The organism is Bradyrhizobium sp. 155 (assembly GCF_023101105.1).
Lineage (GTDB): Bacteria > Pseudomonadota > Alphaproteobacteria > Rhizobiales > Xanthobacteraceae > Bradyrhizobium > Bradyrhizobium canariense_D.
On record NZ_CP064704.1, the window covers coordinates 3,593,452 to 3,612,468 of the forward strand.

The 19,017-nt window shown below is 64.4% G+C and carries 14 protein-coding genes; 11 read left to right on the forward strand and 3 right to left on the reverse strand.

Annotation, left to right across the window (positions count from 1 at the left end):
• Positions 1 to 115 precede the first annotated feature (115 nt).
• Together IVA93_RS17540 and IVA93_RS17545 are read left to right on the forward strand one after the other, a co-directional pair.
• The gene (locus IVA93_RS17540; protein ID WP_085353296.1) at positions 116 to 577 is read left to right on the forward strand and encodes a carboxymuconolactone decarboxylase family protein; all 462 of its coding nucleotides are present in this window, start codon (positions 116 to 118) and stop codon (positions 575 to 577) included.
• Positions 578 to 667: 90 nt separating this feature from the next.
• Positions 668 to 1,306 (forward strand): HD domain-containing protein, encoded by a 639-nt coding sequence (locus IVA93_RS17545; RefSeq protein ID WP_247370280.1) that lies wholly within the window; start codon positions 668 to 670, stop codon positions 1,304 to 1,306.
• Between the two features lie 35 nt (positions 1,307 to 1,341).
• On the opposite strand, the gene IVA93_RS17550 is transcribed toward IVA93_RS17545, so the two are convergent.
• Positions 1,342 to 2,598 carry a hypothetical protein gene (locus IVA93_RS17550; protein WP_085353294.1) on the reverse strand — a complete coding sequence of 419 codons (1,257 nt, stop codon included), beginning with the start codon at positions 2,596 to 2,598 and terminating at the stop codon, positions 1,342 to 1,344.
• 335 nt (positions 2,599 to 2,933) lie between these two features.
• Here IVA93_RS17550 and IVA93_RS17555 point away from each other — a divergent pair, with 335 nt between their 5' ends.
• Both IVA93_RS17555 and map read left to right on the forward strand, forming a co-directional pair.
• Complete coding sequence (locus IVA93_RS17555) at positions 2,934 to 6,083, forward strand: GAF domain-containing protein (protein WP_018455050.1); 3,150 nt, start codon at positions 2,934 to 2,936, stop codon at positions 6,081 to 6,083.
• Positions 6,084 to 6,161: 78 nt separating this feature from the next.
• Positions 6,162 to 6,911, forward strand: a complete 750-nt coding sequence (map, locus tag IVA93_RS17560; RefSeq protein WP_204511325.1) for a type I methionyl aminopeptidase — start codon at positions 6,162 to 6,164, stop codon at positions 6,909 to 6,911.
• Between the two features lie 147 nt (positions 6,912 to 7,058).
• Here map and IVA93_RS17565 read toward each other — a convergent pair whose 3' ends face one another.
• On the reverse strand, positions 7,059 to 7,307 hold the full coding sequence (locus tag IVA93_RS17565) for a DUF3551 domain-containing protein (RefSeq protein WP_018455048.1): 249 nt from the start codon (positions 7,305 to 7,307) through the stop codon (positions 7,059 to 7,061).
• A 1-nt stretch (position 7,308) separates the two neighbouring features.
• On the reverse strand, positions 7,309 to 7,629 hold the full coding sequence (locus tag IVA93_RS17570; protein WP_018455047.1) for a DUF3551 domain-containing protein: 321 nt from the start codon (positions 7,627 to 7,629) through the stop codon (positions 7,309 to 7,311).
• A gap of 252 nt (positions 7,630 to 7,881) precedes the next feature.
• Here IVA93_RS17570 and IVA93_RS17575 point away from each other — a divergent pair, with 252 nt between their 5' ends.
• The 7 genes from IVA93_RS17575 (at position 7,882) to tsf (ending at position 18,997) form a co-directional block, all read left to right on the forward strand.
• Positions 7,882 to 8,601, forward strand: a complete 720-nt coding sequence (locus tag IVA93_RS17575; RefSeq protein WP_085394829.1) for an outer membrane protein — start codon at positions 7,882 to 7,884, stop codon at positions 8,599 to 8,601.
• A gap of 455 nt (positions 8,602 to 9,056) precedes the next feature.
• The gene (gene dnaE, locus IVA93_RS17580) at positions 9,057 to 12,554 is read left to right on the forward strand and encodes a DNA polymerase III subunit alpha (RefSeq protein ID WP_204511323.1); all 3,498 of its coding nucleotides are present in this window, start codon (positions 9,057 to 9,059) and stop codon (positions 12,552 to 12,554) included.
• A gap of 114 nt (positions 12,555 to 12,668) precedes the next feature.
• Positions 12,669 to 13,187 carry a hypothetical protein gene (locus IVA93_RS17585; protein ID WP_027518200.1) on the forward strand — a complete coding sequence of 173 codons (519 nt, stop codon included), beginning with the start codon at positions 12,669 to 12,671 and terminating at the stop codon, positions 13,185 to 13,187.
• A 112-nt stretch (positions 13,188 to 13,299) separates the two neighbouring features.
• Positions 13,300 to 14,040 (forward strand): carbonic anhydrase, encoded by a 741-nt coding sequence (locus IVA93_RS17590; RefSeq protein WP_085353578.1) that lies wholly within the window; start codon positions 13,300 to 13,302, stop codon positions 14,038 to 14,040.
• Positions 14,041 to 14,231: 191 nt separating this feature from the next.
• Complete coding sequence (locus IVA93_RS17595) at positions 14,232 to 16,733, forward strand: caspase family protein (RefSeq protein ID WP_204511322.1); 2,502 nt, start codon at positions 14,232 to 14,234, stop codon at positions 16,731 to 16,733.
• A gap of 219 nt (positions 16,734 to 16,952) precedes the next feature.
• A complete protein-coding gene (locus tag IVA93_RS17600; RefSeq protein WP_007603625.1) occupies positions 16,953 to 17,942 on the forward strand; it encodes a 30S ribosomal protein S2 in 990 nt (329 codons plus the stop codon).
• Positions 17,943 to 18,073: 131 nt separating this feature from the next.
• A complete protein-coding gene (tsf, locus tag IVA93_RS17605) occupies positions 18,074 to 18,997 on the forward strand; it encodes a translation elongation factor Ts (RefSeq protein ID WP_018455041.1) in 924 nt (307 codons plus the stop codon).
• Positions 18,998 to 19,017 lie beyond the last annotated feature (20 nt).

Below are 19,017 nucleotides of genomic sequence, written 5' to 3' on the forward strand. Positions count from 1 at the left end.
GTCCATTCTTGGTGCTTTTTTGTAGACCAGGGCGGGGCCATTTATCGGGCAGGGAAGTACATGGCGGAAGTACATGGCGACAGCCGCCGAACAGAACCGATCATGGAGTATGAAAATGGCTAAGCGTCTCGACTACGACCGCATTGCACCCGCAGGCATGAAAGCGCTCGGCGGCGTTTACGGCTATGTCATGCAGAGCAATCTTCCTGCAACGCTCGTCACTCTGGTTTATCTGCGCATTTCGCAGATCAACAATTGCGCCTACTGCCTCGACATGCACACGCGCGATCTGCTGAAGAGCGGACAGAAGATCGAAAAGATCGCGCTGGTGCAGGCCTGGGCGGAAGGCGGTCATCTCTTCGACGAGCGGGAGCGTGCCGCCCTCGCATGGGCTGAAACGGTGACCCGTGTGGCCGACACCGGCATCCCGGATCAAGCTTACGAGGCTGCCCGCGCCGTCTTCGAGGAGCGCGAGCTCGTCGATCTCACCATCGCGATCGGCCTGATGAATGCGTACAATCGCATGGCAATCAGCTTCCGAAATACGCCACAGGCCGCGAAAGAGATGGCAGCCTGACCCCGGTGCCGGACGGCAAGAGGGTAAACACATGCCATCGACTGCGACGGCATGTCCTGAGATATCGGCGATTCAAGGCAGGAGCTTGAAATGACCATCGCAATTTCCGGCGTGAAGATTCCCGACAGCAAGATCGCACGGGAGGCCGCCGAGCTGGTGCGCCAGTACGAAAACGACATGTTGTTCAACCACTCGGTCCGCGTCTTTGTGTTCGGCGCGATCAAGGGACATCGGCAAAATCTGAAATTCGATTCCGAGCTGCTCTACATCGCGGCGCTGTTCCATGATCTCGGGCTTGTCGACCATTACCATACACAGACCAAGCGATTTGAAGTTGATGGCGCCGATGCCGCCCGCGAATTTCTGAGGGGGCACGGCATCGACGAGCCAAAAGCCGATCTGGTTTGGGAGGCGATCGCGTTACATACGACGCCCGGAATTCCACAATACATGCGGCCGGACATCGCTCTCACGAATGCGGGTGTGTTGGTCGACGTCGTGGGGATTGGCTATGACGAGTACTCGCCAGAGCAGCGCGACCAGGTGACCACCGCATTTCCGCGCGGTGATTTCAAGAACGAATTCCTTCAGGTACAAACCTGCTCGGCCTTGAAGAAGCCGCAGACCACGTTCGGGACTGTCAATTTCGATTACATCGAAGATCACGACCCCACATTTCACAAGCCGAACGCATGCACGCGCATCCGCAACACTCCCTGGCGGAGCTGACCTTCGGCGCGATGTTCGAGTTTCGCCACGTTGACTCATGGCGACGGTGCGGCCGGGGGCGTTACGCTGGCGTTCGGCTGCTGAATGGCCGGCCACGGGCTCTTCGGAGCCGGCGTCGCCGCCGCGCATGACGCCGCAAGCTGCGGCCACACTGACGTCAGGCCCGTCAAGTCGATGTCGAATTTCGTGATGTCCGCCTTGTCGTCGGGTAACAGCGTGGTTTCGCGGACATGGAGGGAGCGGGACGCCAGTATCGCCTTGAGCATGTCCGGATCGATGCTGCCACGCCAGACTTCGTATTTTCCGGTCCGCAACGCAGACCCTCCGGCCGCGTTGTCCGGAGCGGCGTCCGCCGTCACCAGGATGGTGGTCTTGCCGACGGCCGTCTCGTCGATCTCGCGCGCGAATGTCAACGGCACGCGCTTTCCGCTTTCGCAGGACAGACGCCATTCCATAGGCCGGAACGAAGCGCCGTTCTCCTTCAGCATCGCGAACTTGCGGGCGAAGGGGCGCGCTTCCTTTTCCAGTTTCCACGCCGTTTCGGCAAGCGAACGCGTGTCGATGCCGAAACGATAGAGCTCGGCGCGCGTCAGCAGGTGCAGGTTTTCGAACTTCACCGTCCGGATCAGATCGTCTAGCTCGCGGCTGATCCCCATCGCCGCGATGAACGCAGCGCGATCGCGATCGGCCCTGGCCATCCGGCGCTGCCTGTATTCCGCGACCGCCGCCGGAGGCGGATGCCCGTGAAAGGCAAGGACCAGCCTGGAATTATGGACCGCCAGCGCGGCGTCGGGGGCGACCTCGCGCGATGTCGCTCCGAGAAACAGGTAGCCGCAGGCCGAGTTGCACATCGCATGGTAAGTGGTGAGTTCGGCTTCCACCTCGCCGCCGGTATTTTTTATTTTCAGGCACGCGGCGTCCACCTGCGTGCCCGCGGCGCACGCCGTCGCGATGGTCCGGCCAACCCGACCGATCGCCTTGCGGCTGCGCAACAACCGCCCGATGACATAGGACTGCTCCACGTTTCCGCCCGGTGAATAGAGGTAGATCGGACGCTGCGTGTCCTTGACGCCGGCAAGGAAGCGGCGAATGCGCGGCGCAGCGTCCTGGTCGATATCGCCCTCGATGGCGATCCAGCGGTCGCAGCCCGGTCCGCAGGCGTCTGGTGGTCCCTTGGCAAGATAGATCGTCAGCCTGGATGCAAATCCAGTCTTCTCGGCCGGCGTCCCTTCGGCGTGCAATGCGCCAGGAAGCATCAGCGAGGCCAGGACAAGCAGACTACGGGCGAGCATGAAACGACGGGGACCACCCGCAGTGAAAAGCAGAGATCGATGTTACACGATGATCCGCGCAGCCACAACTTGCGGTGGCGCATCCGCACGGGTCTGTCCGCGACGGCTGGATTGGCAATCTGGCGGCGATGTGGGAGCAGGCAGAACAGCATCTCCCGAGGGGACGGTGACGACAGGAACCTAAATGCCATCATGCGGTTATCGCGCAGACAATTTGCGCGACCCGGCTGCATCACTCAGAAAGTCAGGCGGGCTACCTGTGGTCGAAGCGAACAGCAGCGGGACGATCAAGCAGTAGCTCCTCGTGGAGCTAGGAACGTGGCAGGGGAAGACCAATGACGACAGCGACCGGGATCCGCTCGGCCGATCGCAATTCCGTCTTAGCCACACTCGGCGACTTCATCCGAGAGATCAGCAATCCCGACGATCTCGCCTATGCTGCGGCGGAACTGCTCGGCCGCAGCCTGAACGTCAGCCGGGCGGGCTATGGCACGGTCGACACCTCAGCCGAGACCATCACCATTGTCCGCGACTGGAACGCACCGGGCATCCTGAGCCTCGCAGGCGTGCTGCGCTTCCGCGACTATGGCAGCTACATCGAAGATCTCAAGCGGGGCGAGACCGTCATCTGTGCCGATGCTGAAAAAGACCCTCGCGTCGGCGATCGTGCCGAGGCTCTCGAGGCGATCTCTGCGCGTGCGCTCGTCAACATGCCGATCTCGGAGGCCGATGGGGTCGTGGCGCTGCTGTATTTGAACAATGCCGGGCCGCGCGAATGGAGCCCCGAAGAGCTGGAGCTCATTCGCGATGTTGCCGAGCGTACGCGCACGGCCGTTGAGCGTCGCCGTGCTGAGACGGCCGTGCGGGAGAACGAAGCCCGGCTGCTTTTCCTGGACGCACTCAACAAGGAGACGGCCAGGACCCGCGATGCCGACGGCGTGATGGCGGTGACGACCAGGATGCTTGGCGAGCATCTCGAGGTATCGAGCTGTGCCTATGCCGATATGGATCCCGACCAGGACGGCTTCACCATACGCGGGGATTGGGCGGCGCCGGGCGCGGTGCATATCCTTGGTCACTACAGCCTGGCTGACTTCGGGAAGAAGGCGGTGCGAGAGCTCGGCGCCGGCAGGCCCCTGATCATCAATGACAATTTGAAGGAGCTTGCGCCTGAGGAAGCCGCCACTTTCCAGAACATCGGGATCGGTTCGACGATTTGCATGCCCTTGGTCAAAGAAGGGCAACTCACCGCCTTGATGGCGATCCATCACCGGGGCCCGCACCAGTGGACGCCGCGCGAACTCGCCTTGCTCACCGAAGTGACCGAACGGTCGTGGGCCCACATCGAGCGCGTCCGATCGGAACAGGCGGCGCGGGAGGCCGCCGAACGACTGACGCTTGCAAACAAGGCGGCTGGTATCGGCACCTGGGACTACGACCCGGTCAACAACGTTCTTCGATGGGATAGCCGCTGCAAGGAGGTGTTCGGTTTATCGCCGGACGCCGAAGTCAGCTATGAAGGGTCGTTCCTGAAGGGCCTTCATCCCGAAGACAGGCAGCGCGCCCACGAGGCCGTCTCCGCGGCGCTGACGCCGCACGCGCCGGCAAACTACAACATGGAATACCGGACCATTGGCATCGAGGATGGGGTCGAACGCTGGATCGCCGCGACCGGTCAAGCCATCTTTGCCAACGGCCAAGCTGTTCGGTTCATCGGAACGGTTCTGGATATCACCGCGCAAAAGAAAACCGAGCGTCATCTCAGAATACTCAATGATACCGGGGCCTCGGTCTCTCGCGAACGCGACCTCGACAAGATCGTCCAGATCGTGACGGATGCCGGCGTCGGACTCACCGGTGCTCAATTCGGCGCCTTTTTCTACAACGTTCTGGCGCCGGATGGCGGCAGCTACATGCTGTATTCGCTGTCTGGTGCGCCGCGATCCGCGTTTGAAAACTTTCCGATGCCGCGTAACACAGCCGTCTTTGGCCCGACCTTCGAGGGCTCCGGCGTGGTGAGGTCCGACGATATCCTGCGGGACCCCCGCTATGGCAAGAACGCGCCGCGGAAAGGCATGCCCGAGGGCCATCTTCCGGTCCGATCCTACCTGGCGGTCCCTGTGATCTCGCGCACCGGCGAAGTTTTCGGCGGACTTTTCTTCGGTCACGCCGAGACGGGTAAATTCCAAGCCGAGCAGGAGTCCGCGTTGCTTGGTATTGCGGGCCATGCCGCCACCGCTATCGACAACGCCCAGCTCTTGACCCGGCTCGAGGCGCTCAACGCCGGATTGGAGCAACGTGTTGCCGACGAAATTGCCGAGCGCATGAAGGCCGAAGAGCAATTGCGGCAATCCCAGAAGATGGAAGCCGTCGGGCAGTTGACCGGCGGCATTGCCCACGACTTCAACAATATGCTGGCCGTGATTCTCGGCAGCCTGAATCTTGCCAAGCGGCGGCTCGGCAGGGGAGAGGTCAGCATAGACCGCTTCATCGAGGGCGCCATCGACGGTGCAAATCGCGCAGCCACGTTGACGCAGAGGCTGCTCGCGTTCTCGCGCCAACAGCCGCTCGCGCCTGAGGTCGTGGACATCAACAAGATGGTCGGCGGGATGAGCGAGTTGCTCGAGCGCTCGCTGGGCGAGCTGATCCGCCTCGAGACGGTGCTGGCGGCTGGCCTCTGGCGGGTCAAGGCAGACCCGGCCCAGCTGGAAAGCGCGATGATCAACCTCGCGGTCAATGCGCGCGATGCCATGCCGAAGGGCGGCAGGCTGACAGTAGAAACCAGCAACGTCTCGATAGACCGAAAATATGCTCGCGAGTATGCACTCGCACCCGGGCAGTACGTTCTCGTGGCCGTGACGGACAACGGCACGGGAATTCCGGCCGACGTGCTGGGCAAGGTGTTCGATCCGTTTTTCACGACCAAGGTCGTGGGCAGGGGCACCGGTCTCGGCCTCAGTCAGGTCTACGGTTTCGTGCGGCAGTCGGGCGGCCATGTCAAAATTTACTCGGAAGTCGATGTTGGCACGACCGTGAAGATCTACCTTCCACGCTTCGCCGGCGAGGAGGCGGGCTCAGCTCTGTCACAGGAAGAAATACCCGCCGGTGCAAGCCATCAGAACGAAACCATTCTCGTCGTGGAAGACGACGAGCGCGTCCGCAACATTTCGTCCGAAAGCCTGCGCGAACTTGGCTACAACGTCATCGAGGCAGCCAGCGCCAAAGAGGCGATCAGGACGATCGAAAATGGTTTCGTTCCAGATCTGCTGTTCACGGATGTCGTCATGCCCGACATGACCGGCGCCGAGCTGGCGGCCGAGCTGTCGAAACGATACCCGGCGCTGAAAGTGCTGTTCACCACCGGCTACACGCGCAATGCAATCGTTCACAATGGCGTGCTCGATGCCGGCAAGCATCTGCTTCCCAAGCCCTTCGCTATCGAAGACCTGGCTGCCAAAGTCCGCACCTTGCTCGACGAGATCTGAACGCGTTTTGGAAACGATCTCTTCCGTTTGCAAGCTGCCTTCACAAGGGCTATGTCCCGGCTTTCGGAAGAGCATGACATGACAATCTCGGATGACAACGACCTCGCGCGCCTGAAGGAGATCGGGCGCATTGTCGCCAATACCCTGGAGGCAATGGGAAAGGCGCTCGAGCCGGGCATGTCCACCTCCGAGCTCGACCAGATCGGGCGAACGCTGCTGGAGGCCGCCGGTGCACGTTCGGCTCCGGAGCTGGCCTACGACTTTCCGGGCGCAACCTGCATCAGCGTGAACGAGGAGATCGCTCATGGCATCCCCGGCGATCGGCGGATCGCGCGCGGGGACCTCGTGAACATCGACGTGTCAGCCGAGAAGAACGGCTTCTTTGCGGATACGGGAGCCTCATTCGCCGTTCCACCCGCAACCCGCGCGGTCGAACGTCTTTGCAGGGACGGCCGGCGGGCGATGTGGACGGGCCTGCAGCAGGTCGGAGCCGGCAAACCGATTGCCGGTATCGGTCAGGCCATCGGGACCTTTGCGCGGAAGAACGGTTACAGCCTGGTCAGGAACCTTGCCAGTCACGGCGTCGGCCTGTCGCTCCACCAGGAGCCGACGGAGATCGCAACGTGGCCCGACCGCTCCGAACGCCGCATCATGAGCGAAGGCCTCGTGTTCACCGTCGAGCCGTTCCTGTCCCTTGGCGCGGAATGGGCAGAGGATGGCGATGATCCATGGACGCTCTACAGCAGCCCCGAGGCGCCGACCGTTCAATACGAGCACACCGTGATCGCCACGCGAAGCGGACCGTTGATCGTTACGATGGCTGGTTAAGGAGGCTCCTCAAGCCACCGGATCTCGGGCAGCATCCGAACGGGTTCGATCATCCAGAGCCAGCGGCGGCGCCGGTCTCGCCGACCAGATTGCCGAGCGTGGCGTCGGAAGCTCAACGCAAGGCGGGCCGCATATCGAAGTCCCGATTTAATTGACGCGCCGCGAGTGGCGAGGGGGCTTCTTCTGCGCAAAATACGGGTTCGCCACGCACGTCGCTGACCGACCGAGGGCTAAAAATCTGCACTGCTCGAGAGAGGTGTAGCGGCAATCGAAATAGCCGACGGGACCGTAGATCTGCATGCAGACCGGATAGCTCGGATCGTAGGTCTGCGCGTGCGCAGGCGCGCCGGCGAGCAGCAGGCCGATCGCGAGGAGCGCGAAGCGAGCGCGACGCATCTCAGCGCGGCAAATAGTAACCGGGCGAATAACCCGGCACCTGCGCGCGCGGCCTGTTCTGATACGCGTAGGGATCGTCGCTCTGGCCTGCGAAATACGGGTTCGCGATGCAGGTGAGCGCGCGGCCCGACGAACTCGCCTGGCACTGCGCGTAAGTGTCGAACGTGCAATTGCTCAGCCCCGGCCATTCATCGCCGGTGAGGCAGAAGGCATGGTGGGTCCCGAACGCGCGCGCAGGCACGCTTGCGCTAAGCGTGAAACCAAATGTGGCGAGGGCGAGCGAAAATGTGGCGACAATGGGGAGAGCAATTCGTCTGCGCATTCGATTCTCCAATCACGCGAACGTGCGCGCGACGTTGTTACGCGCGCATGCTGCGTATGTCGTGTAGTCGACAATGGAACTCATGAAAACTCTTGTTTCAAAGGGTTTCCCGCGCGCGCTGGTAAATCTTCATTAATGAAGCGCGATCCTTTGGCGCGAACTGTGGCGTCGAGGTTACAGCAATTCTGTCGAGCGCTGCTATGACGACGCTACGGCCCGGGGGCCTAACGACGAAACTGGAACGGGAATCAAATGAACAAGAATCTGTTGCTTGCTGCTGTGAGCCTTGTCGCGCTCGGCGCGACCGCACCGGCGGTGGCTGCTGACCTCGCTGCGCGGCCTTACACCAAGGCGCCGGCGATGGTCGCCGCGATCTACGACTGGAGCGGCTTCTACATCGGCGTCAACGGCGGCGGCGGTTCCGCCCATTCGACTTGGGATCTCGTCGGCGGTGGCCGCGAGGGTTCGCACGATGCGACCGGCGGCACGGTCGGCGGCCAGATCGGCTACCGCATGCAGTCGGGCCAGTGGGTGTTCGGTATCGAAGGTCAGGGCAACTGGGCTGACTTCTCGGGCGACAACGTCAGCGCGCTGTTCGCGACGCGCAACCGCTCCAAGATCGACTCGTTCGGTCTGATCACCGGTCAGATCGGCTACGCCTGGAACAACGTCCTCCTTTACGCCAAGGGCGGTGCGGCTGTCGCCGGCAGCAAGTATGAAGTCTCGACCCTTGGCGGGGCGCTGCTGTCCTCGAACGATCAGACCCGTTGGGGTGGCACGATCGGTGCCGGCCTCGAGTACGGTTTCGCCCCGAACTGGTCGGTTGGCGTCGAGTACAACCACATCTTCCTGCAGGACAAGAACGTCACGTTCGCAGGCCTGGTTGGCACCGATCGCATCCGCCAGGACGTCGACATGGGCCTCGTTCGCTTGAACTACAAGTTCGGCGGCCCGAGCCTCGGCCGTTACTGAGTAAAAGACTGCTATCGATCGCTCGACTTCGAGCGGTTGGCGAAAGCCCCGGCCATCGGCCGGGGCTTTTTTGTTGCTTAAATTCAGCGGGTTAACCATTCTGTTTGGAGATGGTCGAGATGGCTTGACTCCTGAGAACGAAATGAGAACAATGTTCTTCATACGTTCTCACCATGGAGTAAGCCATGTTCAGGATTTTCGTTGAAGAGGCCGCCGCGTTGGCGTCGATCGCGCTGTTTGTCGGGATGATTGCGATCTGGGCCCAGGTGCTCCCGCAGCTCTAGGCGCGGGCCTAGGTTGGGGAAAAGCAGGACGACGCGGCCGATCGGCCGCTCCGGCGTGGACTCTGGCACCATGACGCCCCACCATTATGAGGCGAGTCGGCCGGGCGAGTGCAGGATGCCTCCGGTGCCGGTGACCGCTCCATCTCATCTGCAAGAGGCCGTCACGCGACCATGCCGAGCGCCGGATTTGTCCACCTTCACGTTCACTCGGCCTATTCGCTGCTCAAGGGCTCGATCAAGATCGCCAAGCTCGCCGAGCTAGCGAAGAAAGACCATCAGCCGGCGCTGGCGTTGACCGACACCGACAACATGTTCGGTGCGCTGGAGTTCTCCGACAAGATGGCGGGCTCCGGTATCCAGCCGATCGTGGGCTGCGAGATCGCGATCGAGTTCGGCGACCAGGATCCCAATGCGCGCAACGTGCTGCTGCCCTCGCGCGTGGTGCTGCTGGCCGCGCAGGAGCGCGGCTATCGCAGCCTGATGCGGCTGAACTCGCGCGCGTTCCTGGAGACGCCCGACACTCATGCTCCCCACATCAAGTTCGACTGGCTCGAAGGCGAGACCGAAGGTCTGATCGCGCTGACGGGCGGTCCGGACGGACCGATCTCGCTGGCGCTTGCCGGCGGTTATACCGAGCTCGCGGCGGCGCGCTGCGAGCGTCTGGCCAGCCTGTTCGGAGACCGTCTCTACATCGAATTGCAGCGCCACAACATCGAGAAGGAGCGGCGGGTCGAAAGCAGCCTGATTGACATCGCCTACACCAAGGGCCTGCCGCTGGTTGCGACCAACGAGCCGTATTTCGCCACGACCGACGATTATGAAGCCCATGACGCGCTGCTCTGCATCGCCGGCGGGCGGCTGATCGCGGAGACCGAGCGCGAGCAGCTCACGCCCGATCACCGCTTCAAGACCCGCGCCGAGATGGCGGTGCTGTTCGCCGACATTCCGGAGGCGCTGGCCTCGACGGTGGAGATCGCCGAGCGCTGCTCGTTCCGGCCGATGACGCGCAAGCCGATCCTGCCGTTCTTCACGGTCGGCGCTGCCGCAAGCTCCGATGCCGCCGCAGTCGAGGCGGCCGAATTGAAGCGGCAGGCGGAGGAGGGGCTCGCCAACCGCCTGCGCGTGCACGGCCTCTCGCAAGGCACGACGGAAGAAGATTACAACGCGCGGCTTGCGTTCGAGCTCGACGTCATCATGCGCATGAAATACGCGGGCTACTTTCTGATCGTCTCCGACTTCATCAAATGGGCAAAGGGCCAGGGCATCCCGGTCGGGCCGGGCCGCGGCTCCGGCGCAGGCTCGCTGGTGGCGTGGGCGCTGACCATCACCGACCTCGACCCGATCAAGTTCGGCCTGCTGTTCGAGCGCTTCCTCAATCCGGAACGCGTCTCGATGCCGGACTTCGACATCGACTTCTGCCAGGATCGCCGCGGCGAGGTGATCAGGTACGTCCAGGAGCGCTACGGTCGCGACCAGGTCGCGCAGATCATCACCTTCGGGACGCTGCAGGCGCGCGGCGTGCTGCGCGACGTCGGCCGCGTGCTGCAGATGCCCTATGGCCAGGTCGACAAGCTCACAAAACTCGTGCCGCAGAATCCGGCCGCGCCGGTGACGCTGGCCGCCGCGATCGAGAGCGAGCCAAAACTCCAGGCGTTCCGCGACGAGGATCCGGTGGTGGCGCGCGCCTTCGACATCGCGCAGCGCCTCGAAGGCCTGACCCGTCACGCCTCGACGCATGCGGCCGGCATCGTGATCGGCGATCGGCCGCTGAGCGAACTCGTGCCGATGTATCGCGATCCCAAATCCGACATGCCGGTGACCCAGTTCAACATGAAATGGGTCGAGCCCGCGGGCCTCGTGAAGTTCGACTTCCTCGGCCTGAAAACGCTGACCGTACTCGACGTCGCGTGCAAACTGCTCAAGCCGCGCAACATCCACGTCGATCTCGCGACGCTGCCGATCGACGATGCCGAAAGCTACCAGATGCTGGCGCGCGGCGAGGTGGTCGGCGTGTTCCAGGTTGAAAGCCAGGGCATGCGGCGCGCGCTGGTCGACATGCGCCCCGACCGTTTCGAGGACATCATCGCGCTGGTCGCGCTCTATCGACCGGGTCCGATGGCGAACATCCCGACCTATTGCGCGCGCAAGCACGGCGACGAGGAGCCGGAATATCTCCACCCCGTGCTGGAGCCGATTCTCAAGGAGACCTTCGGCGTCATCATCTACCAGGAACAGGTGATGCAGATCGCGCAGGTGATGTCGGGCTATTCGCTTGGCGACGCCGACCTGCTGCGCCGCGCCATGGGCAAGAAGATCCGCGCCGAGATGGAGAAGCAGCGCGAGATCTTCGTCGCAGGCGCAGTGAAGAACGGCGTGCCGAAGGGGCAGGCCGATACCATCTTCGAGCTGCTGGCGAAATTCGCCGACTACGGCTTCAACAAGAGCCACGCGGCGGCCTATGCGCTGGTGTCCTACCACACCGCCTACATGAAGGCGCATTACCCGGTGGAGTTCATCGCCGCGTCGATGACGCTTGATCTCAACAATACCGACAAGCTGTCCGAATTCCGCGCCGAGGCGCAGCGCCTCGGCATCAAGGTCGAGCCGCCCAATGTCAACCGTTCCGGCGCGACTTTCGAGGTCGGCGACAAGACCATCTACTACGCGCTCGCGGCGCTGAAGGGCGTCGGTATTGCGGCCGTCGAGCAGATCATCGCGGAGCGGACCAAAAACGGCTTGTTCACCTCGCTCGCCGACTTTGCCGCGCGGGTGTCGCCGCGCGCGATCAACAAGCGCATCATCGAAAGCCTCGCCGCCGCGGGCGCCTTCGACACGCTGGAGCCGAACAGGGCGCGGGTCTTCGCCGGCGCCGACTCGATTCTCGCCGCGTGCCAGCGGGCGAACGAAGCTGCAACCATCGGCCAGAACGACATGTTCGGCAGCTCGGCCGACGCGCCGACCATCATGCTGCCGCAGATCGAGCCCTGGTTGCCGGCCGAGCGGCTGCGCCGCGAATATGACGCGATCGGCTTCTTCCTGTCGGGACATCCGCTCGACGATTACGCCACCGTGCTGAAGCGGCTGCGCGTGCAGTCCTGGGCCGAGTTCTCCCGCGCGGTGAAGACCGGCGCCACCGCCGGCAAGGTCGCGGCCACCGTGGTGTCGCGCATGGAGCGGCGGACCAAGACCGGCAACAAGATGGGCATCATGGGGCTCTCTGATCCCACGGGTCACTTTGAGGCGGTGCTGTTCTCCGAAGGCCTCGCGCAATATCGCGACGTCCTGGAACCGGGCGCCGCGGTGCTGCTCCAGCTCGGCGCCGAGCTCCAGGGCGAGGACGTCCGCGCGCGCGTGCTGCACGCCGAGCCGCTGGACGAGGCCGCGGCCAAGACGCAGAAGGGCCTGCGCATCTTCGTGCGCGACACCAAGCCGCTGGAATCGATCGCCAAGCGTCTCGCCGGCCCCGACATGGCGAACGGCGCCGCGCCGAAGGTCGGCAGTCCGGGCATCGCGCCCCGCTCCAACGGCGACGGCGAGGTCTCGCTGGTCATGATGCTCGACCTCGAAACCGAGGTCGAGATGAAGCTGCCCGGCCGCTTCAAGGTCTCGCCGCAGATCGCCGGCGCCATCAAGGCGGTCGCCGGTGTGGTGGACGTGCAGCAGCTCTAGCAACGCGCACGGTGTTGCAGGCGGCTGTATGTCTTGCGCGGGACATGCGGCGGCCCTGTTGCAACCTTTCGCTGTTTTCGGTTAGCATGCACTCGGGGAAAATTTGGGGGCGTGATGCTATTGCGTGGGCTGGTATTGCTCGTGGCTGCGGCACTGCTGTGCGGCTGTGAGACGGCGAGGAGCGGGCTTGGATATTCGGAGACGGTACGAAAGCTGGGTCCGCCGAAAGCCGGGCAGGCCCGCGTCGTCGTGTTTCGCGAGAAGGGCTTCGGCGGCATCGGCGATCCGGACTGGGAATTTTCCCTCGACGGTACGCCGATCAAGGGTCTGAAGACCGGGACATATGTCTATGTCGATCGCCCGGCAGGCCAGCACCAGTTCGTAGCAGAGGAGGCGGCGCTCGGCGTCACGCGCGTGGACTTTTCGGCTCAGTCCGGCCAGACCGTGTTCTTCGTAGCGCGCTTCAGTCAGCGCAAGAGCGCCATGATCGCGAATGCGAGCACGGGGGTGCTGGGCTGGGGTCTCACGCTTGCGATGACGTCCGGCTATAAAAATCAGGGACCGCTGGATTTCCTGCCCTTGGATGAACCGGCCGCCAGGACGACGATCGCAGAGCTTCGGTTGGCAGAATAGCCTCCGCGCGAAATTCGAGCTCCGCCCGCACCGTCATTTGTGGTGTCGTCACAGCGTTGCGGCTATGATCGCCGTGAGGCCGTTCGTCCATCGCGCCGGGAGGGAACGTGACATGTGCGACAAGTGCAATGAATCCCCACATGAGAGGATCGCGCCGTCGCGACGATCCGCGATGTTGTTGGGTGCCTCGGCGCTCGGCCTCGCCCTGACCGGCAGAGCCTTCGCCAAAGAGACCAAGGCGCCGCCCAAGCCGCAGAACGTGCTGTCGCCCGACGCATCATTGAAGCGCCTGACGGAAGGCAATGCCCGCTATGTCGACGGCGTGTCGCGGCGGCACGATTTCAAGCACGAGCGCGAGGCGTTGGTCGGCGGACAGAATCCGTTCGCGGCCGTACTGAGCTGTGCCGATTCGCGCATCGCGCCGGAATATGCCTTCGACACTGGCCGCGGCGATCTGTTCGTTTGCCGCGTCGCCGGAAATTTTGCCGGCACCGAAACCATCGCCAGCATGGAATACGCGGTGGCCGTGCTGAATGCGCCGCTGATCCTCGTGCTCGGCCATGACGCTTGCGGCGCGGTCGATGCGACGCTGAAGGCGATCAAGGACAACAAGCCGCCGCCAGGCCATATTCCATCGCTGGTCGATGCGATCACGCCTGCAGCGAAGGCTGCGATGCAGCAGGGTGGGGACGTCCTCGACAAGGCGATCCGGCAGAACGTCATCGACAACGTCGCGAAGCTGAAGTCGGCAGCGCCGATCCTCAATGCGGCCGTGGAGCAGGGCAAGCTGAAGGTCGTCGGCGGCATCTATCGGCTCACGACGGGAACGGTCGACCTGATCGCGCAGGTCTGACGAGACGAACCGGCTCGCGCCGGTTCGTTGTCGCGAGGCTGACGCAGGCGCCCTGGCGTTGGTGCCGGGCGCCATGCCGCCGCCTCAATCCAAGCCTTCGTTATTTGGAAGCCTTTCGTTCAAGTGTCATTCAGCTCGCCACGCGTCTGATGCGTGGCGGCATCTCAACAACAAAAACGGGCAAGCAAGTCATGCGTGGGACGCTCCGAGCCTTCATTTGCCTTCTCCTGCCAATCGCGGTCCTTGCCGCGGGCGCGCCGGATCCGGCGCGTGCACAGCAGCAGGAAAAGCGTATGGCGCTCGTGGTCGGCAACGGCGCCTATGCCAAGTCGCCGCTGGCGACGACGGCAAACGATGCCGGCCTGATCGCGCAGACGCTGCAGGCGGCGGGCTTCGACGTCGTCGGCGCCCGCGATCTCGACGGCGACACGCTGCGCAAGAGCTTTCGCGATTTCATCCAGAAGGCGCAGGCCTCCGGACCGGGCACCGTCGCGATGGTCTACCTCGCCGGCTATGGCGTGCAACTTGCCGGTGAGAACTACTTCATCCCGGTCGATTCCAACATCACCCGCGACACCGACATTCCGACCGAAGGCCTGCGCATCGGCGACTATCTCCGCCAGCTCGCCTCCGTTCCGCTCAAGGCCAACATCGTCGTGCTCGACGCTGCGCGGGCGCAGCCCTTCGTGGAGGGCGGCCAGCAGATCGCGAGCGGACTTGCGCTGGTCGAGCCCGACGCCAACATGCTGGTCGCGTTCAACGCCGCGCCCGGCACGGTGGCGCCCGAGGAGCCTGGACCTTACGGCATCTATGCGCAGTCGCTGGCGGAGATGATCCGCACCGGCGGCCTACCGCTGCCTGAGGTGTTCGACCGCGTTCGCCTGCGCGTCAACGAGGCCAGCAAGGGCGCGCAAGTGCCCTGGAACGAGCAGAAGATATCGGCGCAATTCTCGTTCTTCGAGCGCGGACCTGACGCGCCGCCGCCTGAGGCCGCACCCGACCAAGTCGCCGCGATGCGCAACAAGCCGATCCGCGATCTCGGCGTGCAGGATGCCTATGCCGCCGCGCTCACGCGCGACACGCTGCCGGCCTACGAAGAGTTTCTCTCCGCCTATCCCGGCGACCCGCTGTCGAAGCGCGTGATGGTGATCGTCGCGGCGCGCCGCGAGGCCATCACCTGGCGGCGGACCTATCGGACCGACACGCCGGAGGCCTATTGGTCGTATCTGCGTCGCTATCCGCGCGGTCCGCATGCGGCGGATGCGCGCCGGCGCTTGGCGATTCTCACCGCGCCGGCCGAGCCGCCGCCGAGCTTCGCGATGATCGACTACGACGTGCCGCCACCGCCGCCGGAGGAGGTGGTCTATGTCGAGCGTCCCGTGCTGTATTTCAGCGATCCGGATTTTGGCTTTGCGCCGCCACCGCCGCCGCCGGTCTATTATCTGCCACCGCCGCCGCCGGATTTCGTCGTGCTGTCGCCGCCGATGCCGGTGGTCGGCCTGTTCGTGCTGCCGCAGCCGATGTTCGTGCCAATTCCTGTGTTCGTCAGGCCGCCGGTCTATGTCGCACCGCCCCCGAACAACATCATCTATCAGAACATCCATAACAGGACGGTCATCAACACGGTGATCAACCAGCCGCCGGCACCGCCGGCGGGTGCGGGTGCCGGAGCGGGCAATCTCGCGCCAGCCATTGCCGGGCGCACCAATCCGGCTGGTCCCGCCATGCCGCAGGCGGTCGTGCAGCGCGCCGCCCTGATTCAGCAGGGCAAGGCGCCGATGCCGCCGAGCGCGACGATGCAGCCGACGGCGAGGCCAGGAATGCCTCCGGCCAGGCCGGCCAATGCCGCACCGACCGGTACGCCACCTACGACTCCACCTGCCAGTCCGCTTGCCACGCCACCGGCCAAGCTGCCCCAAGCCAACACCCTGCCGGTTCCCGGCACCCATGGCGGTCCACCTGTACCGCCAGCGGGAGCCGGGCCACTGCCGGGCGGCAGACCCGGGCTGCCCACGGCCACTGCTCCCGGCACACCGCCGCCGACCCATCCGGGAGGGCCTGCGGGAGCGCCGACGACTGCTGCTCCCGGCACCACGCCGCCGGGTCATCCCGGTGCGCCGACCGCCGCCGCGCCGGCGACTGCGCCCACGGCGACAAACCCGGCCGCTGTGCCCGGCCAACCGCCGAAGCCGCCGGTGGCCCAGGCCCCGCCCGGGACCGGGACCGGGCCTGGGGACCATGGCAAGTCCGCGACCCGCGAGCCGGCTGGTTCGCCGCCTGCTGCCCGCACGCCTCCTGGCGCAGTTGGACGACCGGTCACGCCGCCGCCCTCGGCGGCGCGGGAGCCGATCAGGCCGCAGCATCAGCCGACCGCAGCTCCCGCCCAGGCTGCCCGGCCGTCGGCGCCACCACCGCGGTCTCAGGCCGTGGCGCGGCCGGCGCCTCCGCCTCCGCCGCGTGTTGCGCCGCCGCCACCGCCACGGGCGGCTCCACCCGTGGCGGTTGCTCGACCGGCGCCGCCGCCAATGGCGCGGCCCGCGCCGCCGCCGCCGGTCGCCCGGCCGGCGCCACCTCCGCCGCCCCGGATGGCCGTCGCGCCACCGCCGCCGCCGCGCCCGGCAGCACCTCCACCGCGTCCTCCGGCTCCGCCGCCGGCGGCAAAGAAGTGCCCGCCGAACCAGCCCAGATGCTAGGCAGGGGCTAGGCCGGAGCGATCTTTACGGAAGGGGGCCTCTTGCGGGCGAAAGCCGCCCCGAAAGGCCCTTATTTCCTTGCTTCTGGCCGAAATCGCGCTATACACCGCGCCATCTCACACGGAAGCATGGCTCACAAGGCCGTCCGGTGGCAGCCGGGGCGACAACGCTCTGTCCTGCTCACACGCTTCCGGAGGAACCAACCGGAGAATTAGAACGATGGCACTACCCGATTTCACTATGCGTCAGCTCCTCGAAGCCGGCGTGCACTTTGGTCACCAGTCTCACCGCTGGAATCCGAAAATGGCGCCGTTCATTTTCGGCGCCCGCAACAACATCCACATCGTCGACCTCGCGCAGACCGTGCCGTTGCTCCACAACGCCTTGCAGGCGGTCAGCGACACCGTCGCCAAGGGCGGCCGCATCCTGTTCGTCGGCACCAAGCGCCAGGCGCAGGACGGCGTTGCCGACGCGGCCAAGCGCTGCGCTCAGTACTTCGTCAATTCGCGCTGGCTCGGCGGCACGCTGACCAACTGGAAGACGATCTCGGGCTCGATCAAGCGCCTGCGTCATCTCGACGACGTGCTCGCCGGCGGCGATGCCTCCTCCTACACCAAGAAGGAGCGCCTGACCCTTCAGCGCGAGCGCGACAAGCTCGACCGCTCGCTCGGCGGCATCAAGGACATGGGCGGTCTGCCCGACCTGATCTTCGTGATCGACACCAACAAGGAAGACATCGCGATCCAGGAAGCCCAGCGGCTCAACATTCCGGTCGCGGCGATCGTCGACACCAATTCGGATCCGAAGGGCATCACTTATGTGGTGCCGGGAAATGACGACGCCGGCCGCGCGATTGCGCTCTATTGCGATCTGATCGCGCGCGCAGCGATTGACGGCATTTCACGCGCGCAGGGCGATTCCGGAATCGACGTCGGTGCTTCGGTTCGGCCGGTCGCAGAAGAGCTGCCCGCCACGAGCGGCTTCCAAGGCCTTGCCGGCCCGCGCGGGACGTCCGACGACCTCAAGAAGCTCCCGGGCGTGTCGGGCGCGATCGAGAAGAAGTTCAACGATCTCGGCATCTTCCACTTCTGGCAGCTGGCTGAGCTCGATCACGATACCGCGCACAAGATCGGCGAAGAAGTCGGCCTGCCGAGCCGCGCGGACGCCTGGGTGGCCAAGGCCAAGGCGCTGACCGCGGAAGCGGAATAGTCAAAAAGAGCGATGGGTTGGCCGGACAAGCTCCGGCCACCATTTCAGTTGACGCGAATTCCTGAGATGGACCGCGGCGAGGCGATCTGGCCGCGCCGCGGCAAACCGGCAGGCAAAAAGGATTTTGAACGATGGCAACGATCACAGCTGCGATGGTCAAGGACCTGCGCGAGTCGACCGGCGCAGGCATGATGGACTGCAAGGCCGCGCTGACCGAAAACGACGGCAACATGGAAGCGGCGCAGGATTGGCTGCGCAAGAAGGGCCTGTCGAAGGCCGCCAAGAAGTCGGGCCGCGTCGCCGCCGAGGGTCTGATCGGCGCGCTCACCAAGGGCAACAAGGGCGTCGTGGTCGAAGTCAATTCCGAGACTGACTTCGTCGCGCGCAACGGCCAGTTCCAGGGCCTCGTCAAGATGATCGCCCAGGTCGCATTCAACACCGGCGCCGATGTCGACAAGATCAAGGCCGCCAAGGTCGGCGACGTCACGATCGAAACTGCGATCAATGACGCAATCGCCACCATCGGCGAGAACATGACGCTGCGCCGCGCAGCTTCGCTCGAGGTCAGCCAGGGCGTGGTGTCGAGCTACGTCCATGGCGCGGTGGTCGAGGGCGCCGGCAAGATGGGCGTGATCGTGGCACTGGAATCCCCCGGCAAGGCCGACGAGCTCGCAACGCTTGGCCGCCAGATCGCGATGCATGTCGCGGCCGCCAACCCGCTGGCGCTGGATCCGTCCGGTCTCGATCCGGCGGTCGTCAAGCGCGAGAAGGACGTGCTCGCCGACAAATATCGCCAGCAGGGCAAGCCCGAGAACGTGATCGAGAAGATCGTCGAGTCCGGCCTGAAGACCTATTACAAGGAAGTTTGCCTGCTCGAGCAGGCCTTCATCCACGACACCGGGAAGTCGGTGGCGCAGGCGGTGAAGGAAGCCGAAGGCAAGGTCGGCGGCGCGGTGAAAATCGCGGGCTTTGTGCGCTATGCTCTCGGTGAGGGAATCGAGAAGCAGGAAAGCGACTTCGCGGCCGAGGTCGCGGCGGCCAGCGGCAAGAAGTAAGCGCCGGAACGTTCCTTCCG

What these genes read in the sequence shown, in the direction of transcription:
- dnaE (WP_204511323.1), top strand. Translation starts at nt 9,057, where the DNA reads ATGCCGAGCGCCGGATTTGTCCACCTTCACGTTCACTCGGCCTATTCG.
- IVA93_RS17590 (WP_085353578.1), top strand. Translation starts at nt 13,300, where the DNA reads ATGTGCGACAAGTGCAATGAATCCCCACATGAGAGGATCGCGCCGTCG.
- IVA93_RS17540 (WP_085353296.1), top strand. Translation starts at nt 116, where the DNA reads ATGGCTAAGCGTCTCGACTACGACCGCATTGCACCCGCAGGCATGAAA.
- IVA93_RS17570 (WP_018455047.1), bottom strand. Translation starts at nt 7,629, where the DNA reads ATGCGCAGACGAATTGCTCTCCCCATTGTCGCCACATTTTCGCTCGCC.
- IVA93_RS17550 (WP_085353294.1), bottom strand. Translation starts at nt 2,598, where the DNA reads ATGCTCGCCCGTAGTCTGCTTGTCCTGGCCTCGCTGATGCTTCCTGGC.
- map (WP_204511325.1), top strand. Translation starts at nt 6,162, where the DNA reads ATGACAATCTCGGATGACAACGACCTCGCGCGCCTGAAGGAGATCGGG.
- IVA93_RS17595 (WP_204511322.1), top strand. Translation starts at nt 14,232, where the DNA reads ATGCGTGGGACGCTCCGAGCCTTCATTTGCCTTCTCCTGCCAATCGCG.
- IVA93_RS17565 (WP_018455048.1), bottom strand. Translation starts at nt 7,307, where the DNA reads ATGCGTCGCGCTCGCTTCGCGCTCCTCGCGATCGGCCTGCTGCTCGCC.
- IVA93_RS17555 (WP_018455050.1), top strand. Translation starts at nt 2,934, where the DNA reads ATGACGACAGCGACCGGGATCCGCTCGGCCGATCGCAATTCCGTCTTA.
- IVA93_RS17545 (WP_247370280.1), top strand. Translation starts at nt 668, where the DNA reads ATGACCATCGCAATTTCCGGCGTGAAGATTCCCGACAGCAAGATCGCA.
- IVA93_RS17585 (WP_027518200.1), top strand. Translation starts at nt 12,669, where the DNA reads ATGCTATTGCGTGGGCTGGTATTGCTCGTGGCTGCGGCACTGCTGTGC.
- IVA93_RS17575 (WP_085394829.1), top strand. Translation starts at nt 7,882, where the DNA reads ATGAACAAGAATCTGTTGCTTGCTGCTGTGAGCCTTGTCGCGCTCGGC.
- IVA93_RS17600 (WP_007603625.1), top strand. Translation starts at nt 16,953, where the DNA reads ATGGCACTACCCGATTTCACTATGCGTCAGCTCCTCGAAGCCGGCGTG.
- tsf (WP_018455041.1), top strand. Translation starts at nt 18,074, where the DNA reads ATGGCAACGATCACAGCTGCGATGGTCAAGGACCTGCGCGAGTCGACC.